The 23879-nt window shown below is 68.0% G+C and carries 22 protein-coding genes; 4 read left to right on the forward strand and 18 right to left on the reverse strand.

What is annotated here, in order from left to right:
• Positions 1 to 30 precede the first annotated feature (30 nt).
• Positions 31 to 600 carry an oligoribonuclease gene (gene orn, locus ICG51_RS00570; protein WP_190281062.1) on the reverse strand — a complete coding sequence of 190 codons (570 nt, stop codon included), beginning with the start codon at positions 598 to 600 and terminating at the stop codon, positions 31 to 33.
• A gap of 57 nt (positions 601 to 657) precedes the next feature.
• On the opposite strand from orn, the gene ICG51_RS00575 reads away from it, so the two are divergent.
• Positions 658 to 1152 carry a DUF2721 domain-containing protein gene (locus tag ICG51_RS00575; RefSeq protein WP_190281063.1) on the forward strand — a complete coding sequence of 165 codons (495 nt, stop codon included), beginning with the start codon at positions 658 to 660 and terminating at the stop codon, positions 1150 to 1152.
• 16 nt (positions 1153 to 1168) lie between these two features.
• On the opposite strand, the gene tadA is transcribed toward ICG51_RS00575, so the two are convergent.
• The 14 genes from tadA to ndk form a co-directional block, all read right to left on the reverse strand.
• On the reverse strand, positions 1169 to 1651 hold the full coding sequence (gene tadA, locus ICG51_RS00580; protein WP_190281064.1) for a tRNA adenosine(34) deaminase TadA: 483 nt from the start codon (positions 1649 to 1651) through the stop codon (positions 1169 to 1171).
• A gap of 124 nt (positions 1652 to 1775) precedes the next feature.
• Positions 1776 to 3335 (reverse strand): glutamine-hydrolyzing GMP synthase, encoded by a 1560-nt coding sequence (guaA, locus tag ICG51_RS00585; RefSeq protein ID WP_190281065.1) that lies wholly within the window; start codon positions 3333 to 3335, stop codon positions 1776 to 1778.
• 66 nt (positions 3336 to 3401) lie between these two features.
• Positions 3402 to 4862 carry an IMP dehydrogenase gene (guaB, locus tag ICG51_RS00590; protein WP_028838260.1) on the reverse strand — a complete coding sequence of 487 codons (1461 nt, stop codon included), beginning with the start codon at positions 4860 to 4862 and terminating at the stop codon, positions 3402 to 3404.
• A gap of 178 nt (positions 4863 to 5040) precedes the next feature.
• A complete protein-coding gene (gene folD / locus ICG51_RS00595) occupies positions 5041 to 5907 on the reverse strand; it encodes a bifunctional methylenetetrahydrofolate dehydrogenase/methenyltetrahydrofolate cyclohydrolase FolD (RefSeq protein ID WP_051246398.1) in 867 nt (288 codons plus the stop codon).
• 56 nt (positions 5908 to 5963) lie between these two features.
• Complete coding sequence (locus ICG51_RS00600) at positions 5964 to 7010, reverse strand: DUF2272 domain-containing protein (protein WP_190281066.1); 1047 nt, start codon at positions 7008 to 7010, stop codon at positions 5964 to 5966.
• Positions 7010 to 8140 carry a molybdopterin-synthase adenylyltransferase MoeB gene (gene moeB, locus ICG51_RS00605; RefSeq protein ID WP_190281067.1) on the reverse strand — a complete coding sequence of 377 codons (1131 nt, stop codon included), beginning with the start codon at positions 8138 to 8140 and terminating at the stop codon, positions 7010 to 7012. Before moeB ends, ICG51_RS00600 begins: the two co-directional genes overlap by 1 nt.
• Positions 8141 to 8186: 46 nt before the next feature.
• The gene (locus ICG51_RS00610; RefSeq protein ID WP_038052361.1) at positions 8187 to 8759 is read right to left on the reverse strand and encodes a molybdenum cofactor guanylyltransferase; all 573 of its coding nucleotides are present in this window, start codon (positions 8757 to 8759) and stop codon (positions 8187 to 8189) included.
• A complete protein-coding gene (gene der, locus ICG51_RS00615; RefSeq protein WP_190281068.1) occupies positions 8759 to 10159 on the reverse strand; it encodes a ribosome biogenesis GTPase Der in 1401 nt (466 codons plus the stop codon). Before der ends, ICG51_RS00610 begins: the two co-directional genes overlap by 1 nt.
• A gap of 136 nt (positions 10160 to 10295) precedes the next feature.
• Positions 10296 to 11474 carry an outer membrane protein assembly factor BamB gene (gene bamB / locus ICG51_RS00620; protein ID WP_190281069.1) on the reverse strand — a complete coding sequence of 393 codons (1179 nt, stop codon included), beginning with the start codon at positions 11472 to 11474 and terminating at the stop codon, positions 10296 to 10298.
• Entirely contained in the window at positions 11474 to 12118 is a 645-nt protein-coding gene (locus tag ICG51_RS00625) for a tetratricopeptide repeat protein (protein ID WP_190281070.1), read from the reverse strand. Before ICG51_RS00625 ends, bamB begins: the two co-directional genes overlap by 1 nt.
• Positions 12119 to 12189: 71 nt before the next feature.
• On the reverse strand, positions 12190 to 13017 hold the full coding sequence (locus ICG51_RS00630; protein ID WP_190281071.1) for a RodZ domain-containing protein: 828 nt from the start codon (positions 13015 to 13017) through the stop codon (positions 12190 to 12192).
• On the reverse strand, positions 13014 to 13823 hold the full coding sequence (locus ICG51_RS00635) for a tetratricopeptide repeat protein (protein WP_190281072.1): 810 nt from the start codon (positions 13821 to 13823) through the stop codon (positions 13014 to 13016). Before ICG51_RS00635 ends, ICG51_RS00630 begins: the two co-directional genes overlap by 4 nt.
• Entirely contained in the window at positions 13813 to 15039 is a 1227-nt protein-coding gene (gene rlmN / locus ICG51_RS00640; protein WP_190281073.1) for a 23S rRNA (adenine(2503)-C(2))-methyltransferase RlmN, read from the reverse strand. Before rlmN ends, ICG51_RS00635 begins: the two co-directional genes overlap by 11 nt.
• Before the next feature lie 9 nt (positions 15040 to 15048).
• The gene (gene ndk, locus ICG51_RS00645; protein ID WP_190282293.1) at positions 15049 to 15474 is read right to left on the reverse strand and encodes a nucleoside-diphosphate kinase; all 426 of its coding nucleotides are present in this window, start codon (positions 15472 to 15474) and stop codon (positions 15049 to 15051) included.
• 224 nt (positions 15475 to 15698) lie between these two features.
• On the opposite strand from ndk, the gene ICG51_RS00650 reads away from it, so the two are divergent.
• The 3 genes from ICG51_RS00650 (at position 15699) to ICG51_RS00660 (ending at position 20003) form a co-directional block, all read left to right on the forward strand.
• Entirely contained in the window at positions 15699 to 16325 is a 627-nt protein-coding gene (locus tag ICG51_RS00650; protein WP_190281074.1) for a TetR/AcrR family transcriptional regulator, read from the forward strand.
• Positions 16326 to 16346: 21 nt separating this feature from the next.
• On the forward strand, positions 16347 to 18719 hold the full coding sequence (locus ICG51_RS00655; protein WP_190281075.1) for a 3-hydroxyacyl-CoA dehydrogenase/enoyl-CoA hydratase family protein: 2373 nt from the start codon (positions 16347 to 16349) through the stop codon (positions 18717 to 18719).
• Between the two features lie 75 nt (positions 18720 to 18794).
• Complete coding sequence (locus ICG51_RS00660) at positions 18795 to 20003, forward strand: acetyl-CoA C-acyltransferase (protein WP_190281076.1); 1209 nt, start codon at positions 18795 to 18797, stop codon at positions 20001 to 20003.
• A 73-nt stretch (positions 20004 to 20076) separates the two neighbouring features.
• Here the strand turns inward: ICG51_RS00660 and galU are convergent, their stop codons facing one another.
• From galU to ICG51_RS00675, 3 genes are read right to left on the reverse strand one after another with little or no spacing between them, the layout of a single operon-like run.
• Positions 20077 to 20988, reverse strand: a complete 912-nt coding sequence (gene galU, locus ICG51_RS00665) for a UTP--glucose-1-phosphate uridylyltransferase GalU (RefSeq protein WP_190281077.1) — start codon at positions 20986 to 20988, stop codon at positions 20077 to 20079.
• Positions 20989 to 21011: 23 nt separating this feature from the next.
• On the reverse strand, positions 21012 to 22919 hold the full coding sequence (locus tag ICG51_RS00670) for a nucleoside-diphosphate sugar epimerase/dehydratase (RefSeq protein WP_190281078.1): 1908 nt from the start codon (positions 22917 to 22919) through the stop codon (positions 21012 to 21014).
• Positions 22919 to 23809, reverse strand: coding sequence for a hypothetical protein (locus ICG51_RS00675; RefSeq protein WP_190281079.1), 891 nt, complete (start codon positions 23807 to 23809; stop codon positions 22919 to 22921). Before ICG51_RS00675 ends, ICG51_RS00670 begins: the two co-directional genes overlap by 1 nt.
• Between the last annotated feature and the right edge of the window lie 70 nt (positions 23810 to 23879).

Consider the following 23879-nt stretch of genomic DNA (forward strand, 5'->3'; position numbering starts at 1 on the left):
CCCCCCGCGGACATCAGGCAGCCGTCCGGGTCAGCCCACGGCCGATCCGGCCATGGTGCCCATGTGTTTGCGATAGTGGCGCAGCTCCTCGATCGAATCGTGCACATCACTCAGTGCAGTGTGCGCGGACGTCTTCTTCACGCCCTCGAGCACCGCCGGCGACCAGCGACGCGCCAATTCCTTGAGCGTGCTGACGTCGAGGTTGCGGTAGTGGAAATGCCGCTCCAGCGCGGGCATCAGTCGATGCATGAAACGCCGGTCCTGGCAGATCGAATTGCCGCACATCGGGGAGGCGTTGGCCGGGACCCATTCCTGCAGGAATGCCAGCGTGCGCGCCTCGGCCTCGGCCAGCGGCACGCCCTCTTCCAGCACCCGGCGCCACAGCCCTGACCCACCGTGCTGGGTGCGGTTCCACTCGTCCATCGCCTCCAGTGTGGCCAACGGATGGGCAACGGCCAGTTCGGGCCCTTCCGCCAGCACGTTGAGCTGGCCGTCCGTCACCACGGTGGCGATCTCGAGGATGCCATCGCGCTCGGTATCCAGCCCGGTCATTTCCAGGTCGATCCAGATCAGGCGGTCTTGGGTGGGATCGGCAGCCATGGGCTCGCACACGCATTGGGGTGAGGGCATGATAGCCGCTCGCCGACGGGACGCCGCATGCTGCAGACCACCGCCAACGCCATCGGCCACCACGCGATCCTGACCGCGATGCTGGCCCCGGCCTTCTTCCTCACCGCCACCGCCGGCCTGCTGGCCTCTGCCAATACCCGGCTGGCGCGGGTCGTGGACAGACTGCGCGTGCTGATCGCCAGCTGGGAGCACGATGCAACCGACGCCGGCGAGCGCGAGGAGCAGATCCGCCGCCACCGCCAGCGCGCGCACCTGGTGCTGCGGGCCTGCCGTCTGCTGTACGGCGCCCTGGCCAGCTTCGTCGGCACCAGCCTGGCGCTGGCCACCGATGCGCTGGTGGGATTCCGGATGGGGGCACTGCCCACCGCGATGGCGGTACTGGGCGTGTTGTTCCTGCTGGCCGCCAGCATCGCCATGTGGCGCGAGGTCAGCCTGGCGGTGAAAAGCTTCGATCTCGAGCTGGACCACAGCATGGCTGCACCGCGACGCCCGACCGCACCAGAAGACCCCGCGGGCCGCTGACGCGGCGGCGATCGGCTCAGGCGCCGCCCTTGCCCCGGCGAGCGCGGAAATAGGCGGTCAGCATCGGGCCGGCGATATCGGCCAGTACGCCGCCGGCCACCTCGACGCGATGGTTGTGGCGCGGATCGGCCAGCAGGTCGAACACGCTGCCGGCCGCACCCGTCTTGGGATCGAACGCACCAAACACGACCCGCGCCACGCGGGCGTGCACCATCGCCATCGCGCACATCGCGCAGGGCTCCAGAGTCACGTACAGCGTGCAGCCGATCAAACGATGATTGCCGAGGGCCGCGCCGGCGCGTCGCATCGCCACGATCTCGGCATGCGCGCTCGGATCGCATTCCGCGATGTTGCGGTTCCAGCCCTCGCCGACGACGTTGCCGTCGGCATCCACAACCACCGCACCGACCGGGATCTCGTCGTCCTCGTCGCGCGCTCGCTCGGCCAGCGCCAGCGCACGGCGCATCCAGCGTTCGTCGGTGGACTGGAGGTCGGTCATCGCCGGGTCGATGGAGTCGATGCGGATGGAGGGGAGAAGCGTGCGTGGCGGCAATGCGCCCCGGCCCCGTCTATTCGACGGGGCAATGAAGCGGCCGCGCGCCGGTGGCACGCAAACGGCCGCTTCATTCCCACTCGATCGTCGCCGGCGGCTTGCCGGAGATGTCGTAGACCACGCGCGAGACGCCGCGCAGCTCGTTGATGATGCGGTTGCTGACCGTGCCGAGGAAGTCATACGGCAGGTGCGCCCAGTGCGCGGTCATGAAGTCGATGGTCTCGACCGCGCGCAGCGCGATCACCCATTCGTAGGCACGGGCATCGCCGACCACGCCCACCGACTTCACCGGCAGGAACACCGCGAAGGCCTGCGAGGTCTTGTCGTACAGGCCGGCCTTGCGCAGTTCGTCGATGAAGATCGCATCCGCCTGCGCCAGCAGCTCGGCGTACTCCGGTTTCACTTCGCCGAGGATGCGCACGCCCAGGCCGGGACCCGGGAACGGGTGCCGGTAGACCATCTCGCGCGGCAGGCCGAGTTCGACTCCCAGCCTGCGCACTTCGTCCTTGAACAGCTCGCGCAACGGCTCCACCAGCCCGAGCTTCATGTGCTCGGGCAGGCCACCGACGTTGTGGTGGCTCTTGATGACATGGGCCTTGCCGGTCTTGCTGCCGGCCGACTCGATCACGTCGGGGTAGATCGTGCCCTGCGCCAGCCACTTGGCGTTCTTCAGCTTGTTCGACTCCTCATCGAAGATCTCGACGAACAGGCCGCCGATGATCTTGCGCTTGGCCTCCGGGTCGCTGACACCGGCCAGCGCCTTGAAATAGCGGTCGGCGGCGTTGACGCGGATCACTTTGACGCCCATGTGCTCGGCGAACATCGCCATCACCGCATCGCCCTCCTGCCAGCGCAGCAGGCCGGTATCTACGAACACGCAGGTCAGCTGGTCGCCGATCGCCCGGTGCAACAGCGCCGCGACCACCGAAGAATCCACGCCGCCGGACAGGCCGAGGATCACCTCGTCGGAACCGACCTGCTCGCGCACGCGGGCGATCTGGTCTTCGATGATGTTGGCCGCCGTCCACAGGGTGGCGCAGCCGCAGATGTCCACCGCGAAGCGGCGCAGCAGCGCCTCGCCGGCGGCGGTGTGGGTCACTTCCGGATGGAACTGAACGCCATAGATCTTCTTCGCGTCATTGGCGAGGGCGGCAATGCCGAGGCGATCGGTCTGCGCCGTCACCACAAAGCCTTCCGGCGCGCGGGCGACGTGGTCGCCGTGGCTCATCCACACGTTGCGCAGCGCGTCGGTCGTGGCCACCTTCGAGAGCAACGCGTCCTCGGCGATGATCTCCAGCGCGGCATGGCCGAATTCGCGCTGGTTGCCGGCCTCGGTGGCGCCGCCCAGCTGCACCGCCAGCGTCTGCATCCCGTAGCAGATGCCGAGGATCGGCACCCCTGCATCGAACACCTGCGGTGGCGCCGCGGGGCAGCCGGCTTCGGTGGTCGACTCCGGGCCACCCGACAGGATGATGCCCTTGGCGCCGAAGGCCGCGATCTCGGCCGGATCGTGGTCCCACGCCCAGATCTCGCAGTACACCCCGAACTCGCGGATGCGGCGGGCGATCAGCTGGGTGTACTGCGCGCCGAAGTCGAGAATCAGGATCTTGTCGGTGTGGATGTTGGTCATGTGCTGGCAGTTTTTCGGCATTGGATACAACAAAGGGAGTCTTGCGGCTCCCTTTGCGTGGATGGATCACCCGGCCCGGTAGTTCGGCGGTTCCTTGGTGATCTGCACGTCGTGGACGTGGCTCTCGCGCTGGCCCGCGCCGGTCACCTTGACGAATTGCGGCTGGCTGCGCATCTGCTCGACGGTCGCGCAGCCCACGTAGCCCATGGTCGCGCGCAGGCCGCCCATCAGCTGGTGCACCACCCCGGACAGCGGGCCGCGCACGGGGACGCGGCCCTCGATGCCCTCCGGCACCAGCTTGTCGGCGTCGGACGCGTCCTGGAAGTAACGGTCCTTCGAGCCCTTCTCCATCGCGCCCAGACTGCCCATGCCGCGGTAGCTCTTGTAGCTGCGCCCCTGGAACAGCTCGATCTCGCCCGGCGACTCCTCGGTACCGGCGAACAGGCCGCCGATCATCACGCTGGACGCACCCGCGGCCAACGCCTTGCCGATGTCGCCGGAGTAGCGGATGCCGCCGTCTGCGATCAGCGGGATGCGGTCCTGCAGCGCGCTGGCCACGATGTCGATGGCGGTGATCTGCGGCACGCCGACGCCGGCCACGATGCGGGTGGTGCAGATCGATCCGGGGCCGACGCCCACCTTGACCGCATCCGCGCCCGCGTCCATCAGCGCCAGCGCGGCATCGCCGGTGACGATGTTGCCGCCCACCACCTGCACCTGCGGGAAGCGCTTCTTGACCCAGGCCACGCGTTCGATCACGCCTTGCGAATGGCCATGCGCGGTGTCCACCACCACCACGTCCACGCCAGCCGCCACCAGCGCTTCCACGCGCTGCTCGGTGTCGCCGCCCACGCCGACCGCGGCGCCGACCAGCAGCCGCTCGCTGGCGTCGTAGGCGGCGTTGGGGTTGTCGGACTTCTTCTGGATGTCCTTGACGGTGATGAGGCCGCGCAGCTCGAAGTCGTCGTTGACCACCAGCACCTTCTCGATGCGGTGCTTGTGCAGCAGACCCATCACCTCGTCGTCGCTGGCGCCTTCCTTCACCGTGACCAGTTTTTCCTTCTTGGTCATGATGTGGCGGATCGGATCGTCCAGCTTCTTCTCGAAGCGCATGTCACGGCCGGTGACGATGCCGACCAGGTGACCGGACTCGTCGACCACCGGAACTCCGGAAATGTTGCGCGCGCGGGTGAGCTTGAGCACCTCGCCAATGCTAGTGTCGGGCCCCACGGTGAACGGGTCGCGGATCACCCCGGCTTCGAAATTCTTCACCCACGCCACCTGCGAGGCCTGCGCCTGCGCGGTCATGTTCTTGTGGATGATGGAAATGCCACCCAGCTGCGCCATTGCGACGGCAAGGCGCGCTTCACTCACGGTGTCCATTGCCGCCGAAGCGATCGGCAGACGGATGCGGAGGTCGCGGGTGAGGCGCGTTTCCAGCGAAACGTCCTTGGGCAGGACGACGGAATGCGCGGGGACGAGGGAAACGTCGTCGTACGTCAGTGCTTCAGCCAGGATGCGGAGCATCGGCAGACCCATGAGAAGTGGGGAAGCGCGTCATTGTAACCCTTTTTTCGTTTTCACTCCCGAAAACCGGGCCGGCGCCTCTCGCTGGATCGGCCACGGCCGGCCTCGCAAGCCGCTCCCCGATAGGCCGCCCCGTGGCCGATCCTCCGCACCAGGAGCGCGCATGCAGGAAGAACCTTCAGCCCTTCGCGTCCGCCAGCTCCGCGGCCTCGAGCGTGTTCTGCATCAGCGTGGCGACCGTCATCGGCCCTACCCCGCCCGGCACGGGCGTGATCCAGCTGGCGCGCTTGGCCGCCTCTTCATAGCCTACGTCGCCAACCAGCCGGCCATCGTCCAGACGGTTGATGCCGACGTCGATGACCACCGCGCCTTCTTTCACCCACTCGCCGGGGATCAAGCCGGGCTTGCCGGCGGCCACCACCAGGATGTCGGCGTCGCCGACATGGCGCTTGAGCACGTCCATCGGGGTGAACTTGTGGCAGCTGGTCACCGTGCAGCCGGCGATCAGCAGCTCCTGCCCCATCGGACGGCCGACGTGGTTGGACACGCCGACGATGGTCGCGCTCTGTCCGCGCACCGGCCGGTCGGTCCAAGCCAGGAGGGTGGTGATGCCGCGCGGCGTGCACGGGCGCAGGCCGAACTGGCGCAGCGCCAGATGGCCGACGTTCTGCGGGTGGAAGCCATCCACGTCCTTGTCGGGGTGGATGCGTTCGATCAGCGCGCTGGCGTCGCGGATGCCCGGCAGCGGCAGCTGGATCAGGATGCCGTGCACCCGCGGGTCGGCGTTGAGCCGGTCGATCAGCGCCACCAGCTCGGCTTCGCCGGTGCCCGCGGGCAAGTCGTAGTCGAAGGCCTGGATGCCCACTTTTTCGGCGGCGCGCTTCTTGTTGCGCACGTACACCGATGACGCCGGATCGCTGCCCACCAGCACCACCGCAAGGCCGGGCCGCGACTTGCCGGCGGCCAGGCGCGCGTCCACCTGCGCCTTCAGGCTGTCGAGGAGCGCGTCGGCGATGCGTTTTCCATCAAGGATTCTTGCGGTCATTCGGCGGGGCTGGGTAACGGGCGGATGCGCATTATCGCGCAGCGCGCCCGCCCGGCCTATTCCGAACCCTGCAGCGGCGCGTCCGGCTGTGCCACCTGCGGCACTACCTGGCCAGCGGCGGGGCAGCGCGGCACGCCCGAGCCCACCACGCAGTTCACGCAGCAGGTCGGCGCCACCGGTGCGCTGGGCAGGAAGCTGGGCGGCTCCACCGGGCCGATCTTCGCCAGCTCCACCTGAGGCTTGAGCTTGAGCACCGCCGCCCAGTCCTGTCGGTTGAAGCTGCAGGCGAGCAGCGTCTCCGGCGAGCATTCCACATCGCCATCCGAGCGGCGCGGCAAACCCCACAGCTGGCCCTGCGCATTGAGGTTGAAGATGCGCATGGTCACCGCCTGCTGCACGTTGCCGCCCACCGCATAGGCCTTGCCGTCGACGGTCGCGACGATCAGGTCGCAATGCATCGGCAGGCTGGTGGTGCTGCCGTCGATCGCCTTCAGCAGACCATCGTGGCCATACACGCGGCCGGTGCGCACGTAGCAGAGCATGTCGCCGGCTTCCAGCTTCGCCGACATCGGTTCCAGAAAGCGGTACGGACTGCCGGCGTCATCCTTGCGCGCCGCGCGCACGTAATCGAAATGGCTGGCCGAGCTGCGGAACCCCGGCACGCCGGCACGCTGCATCACCCAGCTGATGAAGGCGGCGGACCACGGGTTGTCGATGACGAAGCCGCGGCAGCCCAGGCCCGGGTACGCAAGGTTGAGCGCGGCGTAACCGCAATCGCTGGCCCCAGGCTTGAACCCCATCGGCGACAACAGGCCGCTGGCCTGCCAGTAGAACGCCACCCGCCGCCACGGCGAGCCACCATCCTTCAGCCCGTTGGCTTCAGCCTCGTAGGCATTGAGGCTGGCCAGCCTTCCGTCGGCGTCAATGAACGGCCGGTTCCAGCGCAGGTGTTCGTCGCAAGCGATGGCGGCGATACGGGTGGCCACCTGCGGGTCGGACTGGCGCTGCGCCAGCGTCGGGCACTGGTCGGTGGCAAACGCCTGCCCGGCGAACAACAGCAGGCCCGAGGCCAGCAGGCGACGCATCCATGCGAAATCGATCATCAGTCAGCTCCGGCGCACAGCGCCATGTAGTCGGGATAGCCAGTAAAAGCGCGATCCGGCGCGCAAACCGGACACTGCGGGTCGGGCTCCACGCGGAATTCCCGGAAACGCATCGCCAGCGCATCGAACTGCAGCAGCCGGCCCGCCAGCGATTCGCCGATGCCCAGCACCAGCTTGATCGCCTCGGTGGCCTGCAACAGGCCGATCACGCCGGGCAGCACGCCAAGCACGCCGGCTTCGGCACAGTTCGGCGCGGCCTCGGCCGGTGGCGGCTCCGGGAACAGGCAGCGGTAGCACGGTGCCTGCCCGCGTCGCCGCCCGGCATCGAACACGCTGACCTGCCCCTCGAAGCGATGCACCGCGCCATGCACCAGCGGCTTGCCAAGATGCACGCAGGCGTCGTTGAGCAGGTAGCGCACCGGGAAGTTGTCGCCACCGTCGAGCACCACGTCCACGCCTTCGAGCAGGAGTTCGACATTGCCTGCTGCAACCCGTTCGCGCACCGGTTCGATGCGGGTGCGCGGGTTGAGCGCGGACAGCGCGATGGCCGCGGACTCCACCTTCGGCATGCCGATGCGGGCGTCGGCGTGGAGGATCTGCCGTTGCAGGTTGCTGCGGTCCACCACGTCGTCGTCGGCGATGCGCAGGTGGCCGATGCCGGCGGCGGCCAGATAAAACGCCGCCGGCGCGCCCAAGCCGCCTGCGCCCACCAACAGCACGCGCGCGGCTTCGAGCTTTTTCTGCCCGTCCAGCCCGACTTCCGGCAGGCGCAGGTGGCGCGAATAGCGTTCGCCGAAATCGGCGTCGATGTCGGGCTTGCGCATTGGCAGCGCGCCGGCCTCCCAGGCGCGCGTGCCGCCTTCCACCGACGCGAGGTTGCGATAGCCCAGCGCCTGCAGCGCCTGCACGCAGGCCAGCGAACGCGTTCCGGCCTGGCACAACAGCAGGATTTCCGCGTCATGGTCCGGCAGGTGTGCGGCCGGATCCTTCAGCAGATCTTCGCGGACGATGCCCAGCGCGCCCTCGGCCATGCCCAGCGCCTGCTCGTGGGCGGCGCGCACGTCAATCAGCAGCGCACCTGCCTGCTGGCGGGCGTAGGCGGCGGCGGGGGAAAGACTGCGAACGCTCATGCGTGGATTATCGCCCGGGACCACGCGGCCCGTCGTCGCGCCGCATTCACTCCGGCGCGCAGCCGGCCGCAACGAGATCGTCGGGGGTATTGAGATTGCCGAAGCGCCGGCCCTCGCAGGCGACCACAGGCAACGCCAGCGCCGCCTGCATCGCCCGCACCGAATGCTCGCCTCCCGCCAGTGCGGAAGCCAGCGCAGCGCGCAGCGCATCCACGCGATACAGCGCCACCAGCGGCTGCAACCCATCGTCGTCGGCCGCCACCGCGCCCTGCCCGCCCGCGTTCGCCAGCAGTCGCAGCAGATCGGCATCGGTATCCACGATGTCCACCGGCAGGGTGAACAGCCACGGCGTGGTGCAAGCTGCAGCCAGCGCCTCCAGCCCGGCCAGCGGGCCAACATCGGGCCGGCGGTCCGGCACCGCTTCCAGTCCGTGTCGGGCATAGCGCGGCAGATCGCGGTTGGCGCTCACCAGCACGGCCCCGCATTCACCGCCGAACCTGCGCGCGATGCGCAGCACCTGTGGCAGGCCGTCGCGTTCGATCCAGGCCTTGTCGCGCCCGCCCAACCGGCTTGCGCGGCCACCTGCCAGGATGCCCAGGCTCAGCTCCGTCGCCAGCATCAGCCGCCGCGCTTGACGTGTCGCATCAAGCGCCGCTTCTTCTCGATCTGGCGCTCGGTCAGCACGTTCTTCTTGCCTTCGTAGGGATTGCTGTTCTCCCGGAACACGAAGCGGATCGGCGTTCCCACCAGCTTGAAGCGCTTGCGGAAGAAGTTCTCCAGATAGCGCTGGTAGGTGGAGCTGAGCGTCTTCAGGCGGGTGCCATGCACGACGAAGGTGGGCGGCGTGTCGCCACCCGGATGGGCGAAGCGCAGCTTGGCGACATGCCCGCGCACCACCGGCGGCGGGTTGGCGGTGTAGGCCGCCTCGATCGCACGGGTCACGTCGGCGGTGCTGAAGACATGCGTCGCCGACGCGTGGGCGCGGTGGATGGCCTTGAACAGCTCGCGCAGGCCGGAACCGTGCAGCGCGGAAATGCGCACGCGCTCGGCCCAGTCGACGAAGCTCAGTTTGCGCGCCACCAGCGCCTCCGCCTGCTGGCGCTCGTAATCGGTGCGGCCGTCCCATTTATTGAGCACGATCACCAGTGCGCGTCCCGCATCCAGCACGGCACCCAGCACGGTCGCGTCCTGGTCGGTGACGCCTTCGCTGGCGTCCAGCATCAGCACTGCCACCTGGCACTGCTCGATCGCCTGCAGGGTCTTGAACGCGGAGAATTTCTCCACCGCCTCTTCCACCCGCGCGCGCCGGCGCAGGCCGGCGGTATCGATCAGGCGGTACTTGCGGCCATCACGCTCCAGGTCCACCGCGATCGAGTCGCGAGTGGTGCCGGGCACTTCCGAGGCGATCATCCGCTCCTCGCCGAGGATGCGGTTCACCAATGTGGACTTGCCCACGTTCGGGCGGCCGACGAAGGCGATCCGGACGCGGGTCGGGTCGTCGTCCAGCGTCTCGGCGCTGCCAACCTCCGGGAGCAGCGCCGCCGTCCGTGCCAGCAACTGGTCGATGCCGGTGCGGTGCGCGCTGGAGACCGGCAGCACATCGGCAAAGCCGTAGCGCGAAAATTCGGCCTGCGCCGCGCGCTGGTCGATGCCGTCGGTCTTGTTGACGATCAGCAGGGTCGGCTTCGACAGCTTGCGCAGCCAGCGCAGGATGTCGTCATCCAGCGACGACGCGCCTTCGCGACCATCGACCACGAACAGGATCAGGTCGGCCTCTTCGGCGGCGGCGCGCGACTGCTTGGCGGTGGCGCCCGCCAGCCCTTCGTCCTGCCCGGCGATGCCGCCGGTGTCGACCAGCACGAATGGCCGCCCTTCAAGCAGCCGGCACACGCCGTAGTTGCGGTCGCGGGTCACGCCCGGCTCGTCGTGCACCAGCGCGTCGCGGGTGCGCGTCAACGCATTGAAGAGCGTGGACTTTCCGACATTGGGGCGCCCGACCAGGGCTACGAGGGGAAGCATGGATCAGACCTTTGGCGGCGGATGTCCGTCGCATCATTCGATAGGCCCGGCGGGGTCCGGGCGAAACAACAGCGGCCCCGGCAGGGTAGCCGGGGCCGCTCTTATGTGCCAGCCGGAACCGGCTGGCCGGGGTGACTCACTGCAGCGCGAACGCAGCCAGCTTGCCGTCCCTGCTTTGCACCACCAGGATGCCATCGGCGACCACCGGCCTGCCGACAATCGCGTCGCCCATCTTGCTGCGCGCTGCGAACGCACCATCATTGAGCCGCAGCCAGTGCAGCACGCCGTCGAGGTCGCCGACCACCGCATAATCGCCCTGCACCGCCGGTGCGGACACATTGCGGTTGGCCAACCCAGACTGCTGCCACAGGGCGCCGCCGCTGTTCTTGTCCAGGCCGACCACCATGCCGCCCTTGTCGGTCACGACCACCGCCGAGTTACTGACAGCTGCGCCGCGCGCGCCACCGTGGTCGCTGGTCCACATCACCTGCCCGCTGGGACCATCGATGGCGACGGTACGGCCCTTGTAGCTGCTGGCGAAAAGCGTGGTGCCTTCAAGCACCGGCGCCGCATCCACGTCGGCCATGCGCTCGAGCTCGGTCCGGCCGTCAGCCTCGGCGACCGGCGTCGACCACAGCACGTTGCCGTCGTTCATGTTCAGGGCGGTCAGGGTGCCATTGTCGCCACCGACGAACAGGATGCCCGGGCCAAGGGTGATGCCGGCGGTGCCGCGCACGGTCAGCGCCGGTGATTCGACGCTATGGAACCAGCGGCGTGCGCCGGTTCCGGCGTCGAAGGCGGTGACCCGGCCGTCGTTGGAATGCACGAACACCATGCCGCCAGCGATCGCCGGCGCGGACAGGACTTCGTTGCCGACCTTGGCCGTCCACTTCTCCTGGCCATCGGCGGCATTCAGCGCCACGACCTCGCCTTCCAGGCCACCAACCACGACCAGTCCGTCGCCTGCACCGGGGCCGCCCCCCAGGCGCGCCTTCTTGGATTCGTAGTGCCACAGCTGGGCGCCGGTGGAAAGCGCATAGGCGCTGACACCACCGTCAACCGCCGCAGCGTAGACGTGGCCGTCCAGGACCGCCGGCTGCTGGCCGATGCCGAGGAGGTCCTCGCCCTTCCCGACTGACGTCGACCACAGCTTGTTGACGCTGGCGGAAGGGGTGAAGTCGACCAGCTTGGCGGGCTCGCCAGTCTTGTCCTTGTTGCGCCCGCCGAACATGTTCTTGACCGAACTGCAGCCGGAAAGCATCGCCATCGCCAGCGCGGCGACGACCAGAGTGCGCAGGAAACCTCGCTTGTCCATCAACCGTTGCTCCCTGCGTGCGGCGGAGTACCGCCCGCCTCGATCAGTTTCATCGCGATCAACCGGTGCTGCGGATCAGCCACGTCGACCAGCGCCAGCGCCTTGCGATAGGCATCCTGCGCTTTCGCCTTGTCACCCAACGCAAACTGGGCATCGCCGCGCACATCCAGCATTGCCGCGTTGCGTTCGTCCTCCAGCAGCGCCAACGCGTCCTTGGCCTTGCCGGCATCGATCAGCAGGCGCGCCAGCCGCTGCTGCACCACCGGACGCAGGTCGGCATCGACCTTGTCCAGACCGCGCAGCGTCGCAATGGCGTCGTCGCGCTTGCCCGCATCGACCTGCGCCTTGGCCAGCTGCAGCGCCGCCAGGGTGGCGAGCGTCGGATTGCTCTTCTCCAGCCCGGCGACCACGCTCTTGCCCTTGTCGGCCGGGATCTTGCCCGCCTCGAACGCCTCGCTGGCCTGCGCGTAGCTCGCGCTGGCCTGCATGCCGCTCTGCAGCTGCTGGCCCTGCCACCATTGCCAGCCGGCGATCACCGCCAGGCCGAGCCCCACGCCGCCAACCAGTCCAAGCGCGTTGCTGCGCAGCCAGTTGCGTACTTTTTCGCTCTGTTCGTGCTCGTTGAGCAGTTCGTCGATCGCCATGCTGCCTCTCGCCCGTCGTCCTGACGGGGCGTTGTGTTCTTACTGGTTCGGAAGCCCGCGCGGCGAAGCGTTCAGTTCGACGCGACAAGCGAGCCGTCGGAGGATACCTCAAAGCGGGCGACGTTCGCGCGGGCATTGGCCAGCGCATCGACCGGGCGACCACGGCTTTCCAGCGCCACCGCGGAGGCGTTGCCGATGGTCATGCGGCGGACCTGCGACGCGGCATAACGGCGTTCCGCACCCGCCGGCAGCAGCTCCTTGGCCAGCGTGCTGCCGTCAATGGCGACCACTTCCAGCCAAGTCTTGCCGCTGGTCCGCAGCACGATCTCCGCGCCGGGGACAGTGGATACGGCGGCAGCGGGTTGCCCGCTGGCAGCCACGGGAGCCATCGAAGCAACCACGGTGCGCGGAGTACGATCGATCTCCCGCTCGGCGGGTGCCGCCGGATCCGCCGGTGTATCCAGCGCGGCCACGCCTTCGGCGGTACCGGCCAGATGCTGGCGGGTGGCAACCCAGACAGGAATCACCAGCGAAAGCGTCAGCACGATATAGACCAGCCGCCGGCCGATCTGTTCTGCCCACCACTGCGCTTGGGGGATATGGGTGCGACTGACCAGCTTGGTCGGCTCGATCTGGCCTACCGTCAACGCATCCATCAGCGGCGCGGTGGTGAGGCCGAGCAGCCGCGAATAGCTGCGGACCTGGCCGCGCACGAACACCGGTGCACCGAGTCGCGACCAGTCCTCGTTCTCTAGCGACCGAACCACCCGCGCCGGCATATGCAGGCGGGCCGCGACGTCATCGATGCTCAGCCCGGCCGCCTCGCGCGCAGCGCGCAGGCGTGCGCCGCATCCAGCAAGCGCCTCGTGGGTCAGGTCTGGTTGTTGATTCGCGGTCATTGCGTGCGCGGTGCCGTGGTAGGACCCGGAGAAATCGCCTGCAAACGTGAACGATAACGCGAAGCGGCCACGTTGTCGCCTGTTTTTTCTTCGACCTGCATCGCAAGTTGCAACGCAGCCACATCGTCCGGCGCCACCGCCAGCCAGCGCTCGACGAAAGCTCGCGCTTCGAGGTAATCGCCCTGCGTGAATGCCAGGGATGCCATTCCCGCCAGCGCCTGCATATCGACCGCATCCAGCGCCAGAGCTGCGCGCCAGCTGGCTTCGGCGCGCACGGGCTGCCCCGCCTTGCGGGCGCATTCGCCGGCATTGGCCAGCGCACGCACCGGCGTGGGATAGGCCGGATCCGCCAGTGCGCGGTCGAACCAGTCAAGCGACTCCGCCGCGCGCCCGTTGGCACACAACCAGGTGCCGTAGTTGTTGGCATAGACGCCGTTGCCCGGCGCGGACGCCGCTGCGGCCTGGAAATGCCTGCCGGCAGCCGCGGTGTCGCCACGCGCATCGGCGACCAGTCCAAGCAGGGTGCCGGCATCGCCGGAGCCCGGCTGCAGCTTCTGCGCCTTGCGGGCCATTGCCTCCGCGTCCGCCAGCTCGCCGCGCTGGTACAGCAGCGAAGCCGACGCCAACAGCATGGCCGCATCGCCGCTGTCCTGGCCGTGCTTGCCGCTGACGTCGTAGCGGGGCGCGATCTGGGTGTAACCGCGATGCTGCGCGCTTGGACGGATGAGTGTCAGGCGTTCAAGCTGGCTGCACCCGGCCAGCAACAGGCTGCCAAGGACCACCAGAGCGGCGAACTCACGCCGCATCGCCTGCTCCCGCTGCCTGCAGCCGCTTGCGGTGTTCGGCCGAACGGCGGGTGCGGTCCATCACTTGGCCCTTGAGCTGGCCGCAGGCGGCATCGATGTCGTCGCCGCGGGTGCGTCGCACCGGCGCGATCATGCCGGCGTTGTTCAGCAGCTTCTGGAACGAACGAATGGCCTCATCGCTGGGGCGCTGGAAGCCGGTGCCGGGGAACGGGTTGAAGGGGATCAGGTTGATCTTGGCCGCGCCCTTCATCTGCACGCGGCGGTCGAAATCGCGCAACAGGCCGATCAGCGCGCGCGCGTGCTCGGGCTGGTCGTTGACGTCCCGCATCAAGGTGTATTCAAAGGTGACGGATTCGCCCTTTTTGCGCAGCGCATAGCGCACGCAGGCGTCCAGGAGTTCGGCCAACGGATATTTCTTGTTGATCGGCATCAACTGCGTGCGCAGCTCGTCGAACGGGGCATGCAGCGACACCGCCAGCGATACGTCCGATTCCTGCGCCAGCCGGTCGATCTGCGGCACCATGCCCGCGGTCGAAAGCGTCACGCGCTTGTTGGCCAAGCCGTAGCCGAGGTCGTCGCGCATGATGCTCATTGCGCGCACGACGTTGTCGAAATTGGCCAGCGGCTCGCCCATGCCCATCATCACCACGTTGGTGAGCCGGCGCTGCTGGTGCGGCACGTTGCCGAGGTGGCGCGCGGCGACCCACACCTGACCGATGATCTCGGCGGTGGACAGGTTGCGGTTGAAGCCCTGGGTAGCGGTGGAGCAGAACCCGCAGTTCAGCGCGCAGCCCACCTGCGAGGACACGCACAGGGTGCCGCGCCCCTTGTCGGGGATGTAGACGGTTTCGATGGCGTTCCGGGCGTCCATGCCGAGCAGCCACTTGTGGGTGCCGTCGGTGGAGGCCTTGTCGAACACGACCTGCGGCGCACGCACCACCGCGCGCTCCTCCAGCTTGGCGCGCAGCGCCTTGCCGAGGTCGGTCATGTCCGCGAATTCAGTGGCATAGCGGTGATGGATCCACTTCATCACCTGGTGGGCGCGGAATTTCTTCTCGCCCAGTTCTTCCTCGAAGAAACGCTCCAGGCGGGCGCGATCGAAGTCGAAGATATTGGTGCGAACGTCCACGCCGGTATCCACCGGCGTGGAGGCAGGCGCTACCCCGTCGTCGCCCAGCAGGGCGATCTCGATGGCGGGGATGCGCGCTTCAGTCATGGCGTTCGCTCAGCGCGCGTAGACGTCGGTCGCCGGGAAGAAGTAGGCGATCTCGATCGCGGCATTCTCCAGCGAATCGGAGCCGTGCACGGCATTGGCGTCGATGCTGTCGGCGAAGTCGGCGCGGATGGTGCCGGCAGCCGCTTCCTTCGGGTTGGTGGCGCCCATCAGGTCGCGGTTCTTCAGCACCGCGGCCTCGCCTTCCAGCACCTGCACCATCACCGGGCCGGAGATCATGAACTCGACCAGCGCGCCGAAGAACGGACGCTCGCGGTGGACAGCGTAGAAGCCTTCGGCCTCGGCCTTGGACAGCTGCTTCATCTTCGCGGCGACGACCTTCAGGCCGGCCTTTTCGAAGCGGGAATAGATTTCGCCGATGACGTTCTTGGCGACGGCATCGGGCTTGATGATCGAAAGGGTGCGCTCCAGCGCCATGGGAAAGCTCTCCGGTTGGCGGGCGTCCATGCCGGAATCGCCCGAGGATAACAGAAAAACCCGCGTACTGGCGCGGGTTTGGCCGATATGGCTGCGGACGATTCTACCTGATCGGCGCGCGCTTTTCGCGCTTCCGACGCGTCAGGCAAAGGCGGCGCACACACGATTGACGTACGCCAGCGTACGGCGTACGCTCAAACAAGCGTTTGACTCGAGGGTATCGCATGGGGCTCCAGCACTTCTCGACCAAGGACCGCATCCTCTACGCGGCGGAGGAACTGTTCGCCCAGCAGGGCTTCGCCTCGACCTCGCTGCGCCAGGTCACCAGCCGCGCGGACGTCAACATCGCCGCGGTCAACTACCATTTCGGCAGCAAGGACAACCTGGTCAACGAGGTGTTCCGGCGGCGCATGGACGTGATGAGTTCGCAGCGGCTCGACGCCCTGGCCAAGGCGGTGGCCGCTGCGCCCGGCCAGCTGGAACCGATCTTGGCCGCCTTCGTGGAACCCGCGTTGGCGATGGCCCAGGACCGCCACGGCGGCGGCGCCTTCATCCGGGTGATCGCCCGCGCTTATGCCGAGAGCAACGACAGCCTGCGCAAGTTCCTGTCCGACCAGTACGGCCATGTCCTGCGCGAGTTCGCCAAAGCCATCGCGCCCTGCGTGCCCGCGCTGGGCAAGGAAGACCTGTACTGGCGTCTGGACTTCCTGTCCGGCGCGCTGACTTACGCGATGGCCGATTTCGGCCTGATCAAGCGCCCGGCCGGCGTGACCGAATCCACCCACCGCCAGCGCGCCGCCAAGGCCCTGATCCGATTCGCATCGGCCGGTTTCCACGCCGACGCCACCTGAATTTTCAAGGAGATAGGAAACATGTCTCATAAACTGCTTGTACGTCGTGCCGCGGTTCTGGGCGCTGGCGTGATGGGAGCACAGATCGCCGCCCATCTGACCAATGCCGGCGTCGATACGGTGCTGTTCGATCTCGCCGCCAAGGAGGGTCATCCCGATGGCGTGGTGCTGAAGGCGATTGCCAACGTCGGCAAGCTCAGCCCCGCCCCGCTGGCCAGCAAGACATTGGCCGAGGCGATCACGCCCGCCAACTACGACAGCGGCCTGGACCAGCTCAGGGACTGCGACCTGATCATCGAGGCGATCGCCGAGCGGATGGACTGGAAGCAGGACCTGTACCGGAAGATCGCGCCGTTCGTGCCGGCGCACGCCGTGCTGGCCTCCAACACCTCCGGCCTGGGCATCAATGCGCTGGCCTCGGTGCTGCCGGAGGAAATGCGCCACCGCTTCTGCGGCGTGCACTTCTTCAACCCCCCGCGCTATATGCATCTGGCCGAGCTGATCCCGGCCAACACCACTGACGCAGCCGTGCTGGAAGGCCTGGAAACCTTCCTGGTCACCCAGCTCGGCAAGGGCGTGGTGTATGCAAAGGACACCCCGAACTTCATTGGCAACCGCATCGGCGTGTTCTCGATCCTGTCGGTGATCCACCACACCGCCGCGTTCAAGCTCGGTTTCGACGAAGTGGACGCGCTGACCGGGCCCCTGCTGGGCCGGCCGAAGTCGGCCACCTACCGCACTTCCGACGTGGTCGGTCTGGACACGATGGCCCACGTCATCAAGACCATGGCCGACACCCTGCCCGATGACCCGTGGCACGGCTTCTTCCAGTCGCCGGCGTGGCTGTCCGCGCTGATCGGCAAGGGCGCGCTGGGCCAGAAGACCGGCGCCGGCATCTTCCGCAAGGTCGGCAAGGACATCGTCGTCCTCGACCCGGAGAAGCAGGACTACCGCGCCGCCGACCGCGCCGCTGCGCCGGAGGTGGTGGAAATCCTCAAGCTGAAGAACCCGGTGGAGAAGTTCGCCCGGCTGCGCGCCAGCGAGCATCCGCAGGCGCAGTTCCTCTGGGCCTGCTTCCGCGACCTGTTCCATTACAGCGCCTACCACCTGGCCGATATCGCCAATACCGCGCGCGACGTCGACCTGGCCATCCGCTGGGGTTACGGCTGGGCGCAGGGGCCGTTCGAAACCTGGCAGTCGGCCGACTGGCAGCAGGTGGCGGCATGGATCGTTGATGACATCGCGGCCGGCAAGAGCATGAGCACTGCCGCGCTGCCGGCGTGGGTGCTCGATGGCCGCAGCGGCGTGCACGCGGCGGAAGGCAGCTACAGCCCGTCGCAGGGCGCAATGCAGCCGCGCTCCACCCTGCCCGTCTACCAGCGCCAGCGATTCCCCGATCCGCTGCTGGGCGAGAAGTTCGCGCCCGGCACCACCGTGTTCGAGAACGACGGCCTGCGGATGTGGCACGACGGCGACGACGTGGCCGTGGTCAGCTTCAAGACCAAGATGCACACCGTCTCCGACGCGGTGCTGGATGGCCTGCAGGAAGCGGTGTCGCGCGCCGAGCGCGATTTCGCCGGCATGGTGATCTGGCAGCCGAAGGAACCGTTCTCCGCAGGCGCCGACCTCGCCGGCGCGCTGGGCGCCCTGCAGGCCGGCAAGCTGGCCGAGTTCGAAGCGATGGTGGCCAACTTCCAGGCCACCAGCCAGCGCATCAAGTATTCGCTGGTGCCGGTGGTGGCCGCGGTGCGCGGGCTTGCGCTGGGCGGCGGCTGCGAGTTCCAGATGCACAGCGCCAGGACCGTGGCGCACCTGGAGAGCTACATCGGCCTGGTCGAAGCCGGCGTCGGCCTGCTGCCGGCGGGCGGCGGGCTGAAGGAGTTCGCGGTGCGCGCCTCGGATGCCGCCGGCCCCGGCGGCGACGTGTTCGCCGAGCTGAAGAAGATCTTCGAGACCGTGGCGATGGCCAAGGTGTCGAACTCCGCCGTCAACGCCAAGGAACTGGGCCTGCTGCGCGCGGGGGACAAGGTCGCCTTCAACGCCTTCGAACTGCTGCACATCGCCAGGGCCGAGGCGCGCGGGCTGGCCGAAGGCGGCTACCGCCCGCCGCTGCCGGCGCGGCGCATCCAGGTGGCCGGCGACGTCGGCATCGCCACCTTCAAGATGCTGCTGGTCAACATGCTGGAGGGCCGCTTCGTCAGCCCCTACGACTACGAGATCGCCGAACGCATCGCCACCGTGCTGTGCGGCGGCAAGGTCGATCGCGGCGCGCTGGTGGACGAGGAATGGCTGCTCAAGCTCGAGCGCCAGCACTTCGTCGAGCTGGCCCAGCAGGAGAAGACCCAGGCCCGCATCGGCCACATGCTGAAGACCGGCAAGCCGCTGCGGAACTGAGCCCCTAGCCCGCCTTCGGCACCTTCTCCCCGCGAAGCCGGGAGGAAGGAAAACCAAATTTCCGGAGTCATTCGAATGAGCAAGCAGATCCAGGACGCCTACATCGTCGCCGCCACCCGCACCCCGGTCGGCAAGGCGCCCAAGGGCATGTTCCGCAACACCCGACCCGACGACATGCTGGCGCACGTGCTGCGCAGCGTGGTGGCGCAGGCGCCGGGCATCGACGTCAACCGCATCGACGACGCCATCATCGGCTGCGCCATGCCCGAGGGCGAGCAAGGCATGAACGTGGCGCGCATCGGCGTGCTGCTGGCCGGCCTGCCCAATACCATCGCCGCGCAGACCATCAACCGTTTCTGTTCCTCCGGCTTGCAGGCGGTGGCGCTGGCGGCCGACCAGATCCGGCTGGGCCATGCCGACCTGATGCTGGCCGGCGGCACCGAGTCGATGAGCATGGTGCCGATGATGGGCCACAAGGTGGCGATGGCGCCGTCGGTGTTCGACAACGACCACGTCAACATCGCCTACGGCATGGGCATCACCGCCGAGAAGGTGGCCGAGGAGTGGAAGATCTCGCGCGAGGCGCAGGACGCCTTCGCGCTGGCCTCGCACCAGAAGGCGCTGGCGGCGCAGGCGGCCGGCGAGTTCAGGGACGAGATCAGCCCGTACGAGATCGTCAGCCACCAGCCGGACCTGGCCGATGGCAGCCGCATTCTGACCCGCAACAAGCTGGCCGAGCACGATGAGGGCCCGCGCCCGGACACGTCGCTGGAAGGGCTGGCCAAGCTGCGCCCGGTGTTCCGCAACGGCCAGTTCGGTGGCAGCGTGACCGCCGGCAACTCCTCGCAGATGAGCGACGGCGCCGGCGCCGTGCTGCTGGCGTCGGCACAGGCGATCAAGGACTACGGCCTGACCCCGCTGGCGCGCTTCGTCAGCTTCAGCGTGGCCGGTGTGCGCCCGGAAGTGATGGGCATCGGCCCGATCGCGGCGATCCCGAAGGCGCTCAAGCAGGCCGGGCTGAACCAGGACCAGCTGGACTGGATCGAGCTCAACGAAGCCTTTGCCGCGCAGTCGCTGGCGGTGATCAACGACTGCGGGCTGGACCCGGCCAAGGTCAACCCGCTGGGTGGCGCGATCGCTCTGGGACACCCGCTGGGCGCGACCGGCGCGGTGCGCACCGCCACGATTGTCCATGGCCTGCGTCGCCGCCAGCAGAAGTACGGGATGGTGACGATGTGCATCGGCACCGGCATGGGCGCAGCGGGGATTTTCGAAGCGCTCTGACCGCTGTCTGGAAACGGAGAGCGGCGCCGCAAGGCGCCGTTCTCACATTGGGCTCCGGCGCACCCGCCGGTAATCAGGTCTCGAACACGCCCATCTCGCCCAAGGCGTTCTGCATGAGGTCGCGCGCCGCATCGCTGAGCTTCTCGTTGTCCAGCGCATAGCGGATGGTCGCCTCGATCAGTCCGATATGGGTGCCGCAGTCGAAGCGGGTGCCGCGGAAGCGGAAGGCATCAACACGCTCCACCTCCAGCAGCGCGGCGATCGCATCAGTCAGCTGGATTTCGCCGCCGGTACCCTTCTGGGTGGTTTCCAGCAGGTCAAAGATGGCCGGGGTGAGGATGTAGCGCCCGACCACGGCCAGGTTGCTGGGCGCATGTGCCGGATCGGGCTTCTCCACGATCTGGCGGATGCGGCCGCTCTGGCCATCGAAGGCGTCGGTGGCCACGATGCCGTAGCTGCCGGTCTGCTCGCGGGGAACATCCTGCACCGCCACCGCACTGCCGCCGCTGGCTTGGGCGTGGTCGGCCATCTGCTTGAGCGCACCATCGCCCTTGCTCCAGATCAGGTCATCCGGCAGCAATACGGCAAACGGCTCGTTACCGACCACCGGGCGGGCGCACAGCACCGCATGTCCCAGCCCCAGCGCTTCGGCCTGGGTGACGAACACTGCGCGCACGCCTTCCGGAAGGACGTTGCGGATCAGCGCCAGCTGGTCCTGCTTGCCGGCCTTTTCCAGCTTCTGTTCAAGCTCGTAGGCCTTGTCGAAGTAGTCGGCTACCGCATGCTTGTAGCGGTTGGTGACGAAAACGAGGGTGTCGCAACCGGCGGCAATGGCCTCGTCGACCGCGTACTGGATCAGCGGCCGGTCGACGATCGGCAGCATCTCCTTGGGAACGGTCTTGGTGGCGGGAAGGAAGCGGGTGCCCAGGCCTGCGACCGGGAACACCGCCTTGCGGATGCGCCGCACTGCATTCGGATTTGGCATCCGCCGATTCTACCGCGCGCGTGTTACCGGGCCTTCGCGCGCCGGCCCGGAAACACCACAACGGTCGCCGGCCGGTTACCGGTCTCATCCTCGACTGGAGTGAATTCGGGCACCGCCTCGCGCAGGGCGTGGGCCAGTGCCTCGAGGTCGTAGGCGCGGACGCCGGCCCACAACCGCTCCAGCGCCTGGGTGACCCGTTCCGGCATCACCGCACGCGGCTCGGCCTGCAGGATTTCGGGATAGATAGTGCTGCTGTAGCGCTCGTCGGCGTGGAACAGCGTCTCGTGGAGTCGCTCACCGGGGCGCAGGCCGATGTATTCGATGGCCACGTCCTTGCCCGGCTGCTTGCCGGCCAGCCGGATCATCTGCTCGGCCAGTACCCGGATGGGCACCGGTTCACCCATGTCCAGGGTGTAGACCGCCTGCTGCGCGCCGATCGACGCCGCCTGCAGGATCAGCAGACAGGCTTCGGGAATGGTCATGAAGTAGCGCGTCACGTCCGGGTCGGTGACCGTTACCGGACCACCGCGGCGGATCTGTTCGCGGAACAGCGGGACCACGCTGCCAGCGGAATCCAGCACGTTGCCGAAGCGTACCGTCACCATGCGGGTGGAGCGTGCATCCACCAGCGCCTGGCAGGCCATCTCGGCCAGGCGCTTGCTGGCACCCAGCACGTTCACCGGGTCCACCGCCTTGTCCGTCGACACCAGCACGAAGGTGCCGACGTTCGCTTCGCGGCTTGCCTTCGCCACCACATGGGTGGCCAGCGCATTGTTGCGCACCGCTTCGCGCAACTGCCCCTGCAACAGCGGCACCTGCTTGTAGGCAGCGGCATGGAATACCGACTCCGGCTCCACCAGCTTCAATGCGTGCGCGATGACCGCCTGGTCGCCACAGTCGCCGAGCACCGGCACGCAATCAATGCCGGGGAAGTCACGGCGAAGCTCCGCAGTGGTGGTCAACAGGGCCAGTTCGTCGATCTCGACCAGAGCGATGCGCTTGGCGCCGTGGCGGGCGCACTGGCGGCACAGCTCGGAACCGATCGATCCGCCCGCACCTGTCACGAGTACCGAACGTCCACCCAGCCAGCCGCGGATCGCCTTCCAGTCCGGACTGCGCGGCTGCCGGCCGAGCAGGTCCTCGATCGCAACTTCCTTCAGTTGCCCGGGCAACGAGCGGCCCTCCAGGACGTCAGTGAGCCGCGGCACCGTGCGGAACGGCAGATGGCTTTCCTCGCACAGCTCGATCACCCGCCGCATGACCGTGGCGTCGACCGAGGGCATCGCGATCACCAGCAGCTGGGCGCCCGTCTCCTTGGCGATACGCGCAACCTCCGCGATCCTGCCCAGCACCGGCAGACCCTGCAGCCGGGTGCCGCGCAGCGACGCCGCGTCGTCCAGAAAGCCGATGGGGTCGTAGCGCCCGAGCCGTCGGAGATCGCGCACAAGCGCCTCGCCGGCCTGGCCGGCACCGAGGATCAGCACCCGCTCGGCGCCCTCGACGGCCTGCTGCAGACTGTGGTCTTTCCAGGCCCGGAAAATCAGGCGTGGCGCGCCCAGCAGGACTGTGAGCACGAACGGATACAGCAGCAGCGCCGCGCGCGACACCAGGTCGAGGCGGCTGTAGAAGAACAGCCCCGCCACTACCGCCAGCAATCCCACCACGCTGGCCTTGAAGATATTGAGCAGGTCAGGAACGCTGGCGAAGCGCCACAGACCCCTGTACAGCCCGACCCGCCAGGACACCAGGCCCTGGGCGACCAGCACGATGGCAACGGTGCTGGAAAACGGCGCCAGATCGAGCGGGGTCGGCTGCAGCGCGTAGCGCAGGTAGTGCAGTCCCTGCCAACAGACCCACACCATCGCAAGATCGTGCACCACTACTGCCATGCGCGGCAGCCGGTGCCTGAGCCGATCCTTCCATGCGCCCATCAACCAATTCCTTCGTTTCCGTTTCCGAGCCTGCGCTGCAGGTGGAGCCATGCGGCCATCGACAGTCCAATAAACGCGGCGGTGCCGACCCAGGCCCCGACTTCCGGCGCCCGGTAAAGCCCTAGCATGATCCCGATCGCCAGCGTCGTCCATCCCGCGTAGGCGAGCGCAACCCGCGCATGCCCATGGCGGCGAGCGAGACGCTGGTAAAGATGCTGCACGTGCGGTTGCCACCACGGCTCGCCGCGGAGGATCCGTCGCGCCAGGGTGAACCCCGCATCGACCACGCAACTGGCCAGCGGCAGCAGCAGGAGCGGCCACTCCGCAACCGGATGACTGGACAACCCGATGACCACGATCGCCGCCAGCAGATAGCCCAGTGCCCCGCTGCCCACGTCACCGAGGAAGATCCGCGCCTTCGGCAGGTTGAATGGCAGGAAACCGCAGCAGGCGGCGGCCACCACCAGCGCCAGCAGCCGGCCGGACCCATTCAGGGTCAAGGCGCCCGCCAGCGCAGCCAGCAGCGCCTGGCTGGTCGCCAGCCCATCGATGCCGTCGATGAAATTCCACACGTTCACCAGCACCGGCACCAGCAGCAGCGCGATCAGCATTGCTGCTGCCGGCGCCCCCGACTGCTGCATGCCAGCGGCAAGGCAGGCGCCTGCCACGACGTGCGCAAGCAGACGCGGCCACGCCGCCAGCGGGCGATGGTCATCCCACCAGCCGGCGCCGGCCACCAGCACAAGGCCGGCAGCAACCCAGCCCCAACCTCCGTCATCCACCCAGGCCAGCCAAGCGCAGGCGCACAGCGCTGCCACGGCAATGCCGATCCCCCCACCACGCGGGGTGGGCTGATCGTGGCTTCGACGTTCGCCGGGCAGGTCCAGCATGCCGCGGCGGCGCGCATGCGCGCGCGCCCAGGCGGTGGCAAAACAGGAAAGCGCGAACGCCGCCGCGGAC

The sequence above is a fragment of the Thermomonas sp. XSG genome, assembly GCF_014678725.1.
Taxonomy (GTDB): domain Bacteria; phylum Pseudomonadota; class Gammaproteobacteria; order Xanthomonadales; family Xanthomonadaceae; genus Thermomonas.